This is a genomic window from Mesorhizobium sp. M7A.F.Ca.CA.004.12.1.1, assembly GCF_003997835.1.
Classification (GTDB): domain Bacteria; phylum Pseudomonadota; class Alphaproteobacteria; order Rhizobiales; family Rhizobiaceae; genus Mesorhizobium.
In genome coordinates, this window is record NZ_RZRK01001131.1 from 1 (window position 1) to 1,468 (window position 1,468).

2 protein-coding genes are annotated in these 1,468 nt (G+C 61.1%); both read left to right on the forward strand.

The annotated features are described in order from the left end of the window. Window positions 1-132 precede the first annotated feature (132 nt). Complete coding sequence (gene dapA / locus EN984_RS34390; protein WP_127267153.1) at window positions 133-1,014, forward strand: 4-hydroxy-tetrahydrodipicolinate synthase; 882 nt, start codon at window positions 133-135, stop codon at window positions 1,012-1,014. A gap of 151 nt (window positions 1,015-1,165) precedes the next feature. After that, on the forward strand, window positions 1,166-1,468 hold a 303-nt coding region (smpB, locus tag EN984_RS34395), incomplete at its 3' end, for an SsrA-binding protein SmpB (RefSeq protein ID WP_127384347.1).

Sequence of the window (1,468 nt, forward strand, 5' to 3'; positions counted from 1 at the left end):
ACTATGGTGCGCCGCTTCGCTTTCGGCTAGAAGGCGCGCACGATAAAGCACCGATGCATGTCGCCCCAAAGTGAATACCGGTTTTGGGGCAACGGCATGCATGAACAAACAAGTCCCAAGGAGTTGGACGATATGCTGAGAGGCTCGCTTACTGCGCTCGTGACACCGTTCGAAAAGAGCGGGCGTTTCGACGAGAAAGCCTTTCGCGCGTTCGTCGAATGGCAACTCTCAGAGGGCACGACGGGCCTGGTGCCGGTCGGCACCACCGGCGAGTCGCCGACGCTGTCGCATGACGAGCACCGCCAGGTCGTCAAGGTGTGTATCGAGGTGGCCAAGGGCCGCGTTCCGGTCGTCGCCGGCGCCGGCTCCAACAACACCGAGGAAGCAGTCGGCCTCGTGCAGTATGCCGAGAAGGCCGGCGCCGATGCCGCCCTCGTCGTCACACCCTACTACAACAGGCCGACACAGCGCGGTCTTTACGAGCATTTCGCGGCGGTCGCCAAGGCGACCAAGCTGCCGATCATCATCTACAATATCCCGCCGCGCTCGGTCATCGACATGATGCCGGAGACGATGGGCCGGCTCGCGCACGACTTCAAGAATATTGTCGGCGTCAAGGATGCCACCGGCAAGGTCGAACGGGTCTCCGAGCAGCGCGCCACGTGCGGCAAGGATTTCATCCAGCTTTCGGGCGAGGACGCTTCGGCGCTCGGCTTCAACGCCCATGGCGGCGTCGGCTGTATTTCGGTGACGTCGAACGTCGCGCCGCGGCTCTGCGCCGAATTCCAGGAGGCAACGCTTGCCGGCGACAGCGTCAGGGCGCTGGATCTGCAGGATCGCCTGCTGCCGCTGCACAAGGCGATCTTCATCGAGCCTGGCGTTTCCGGCGCCAAATATGCGCTGTCGAAGCTAGGCAAGGTCGAAAACGTGCTGCGCTCGCCGCTGGTGACGATCGAACAGTCGACTGCCGACAAGATCGATGCGGCTATGAAGCACGCCGGCTTGATTAATTAGCGAGCCCGTTTGGAAACTCTACTCCTGCGGCCATCTGAAGGCGTCACCTGCGCTTCCGGTGCTCACGTACTATATGTACGCTCCGCTCCGGTTCTCGATGACACCATCATCTGACTCGCAGGAGCGAGTTTCGAAACGGACTCTAAGCATCATGAACCAGGTCAGAAAAGCCGATCCCAACAACAAGACCGTTTCGGAAAACCGTAAGGCGCGGTTTTCCTATGAGGTGCTTGACACGGTCGAGGCCGGTCTGGTGCTGACCGGCACCGAGGTCAAGTCGCTGCGCCAGGGCCAGGCCAACATCCAGGACAGCTATGCCTCGGTCGAAGGCGGCGAGATCTGGCTGATCAATTCCTATCTGCCGGAATATCTGCAGGCCAACCGCTTCAACCATGAGCCGCGCCGGCGCCGCAAGCTGCTGCTCAACAAGCGCGAGATGGCGAAACTGTCACAG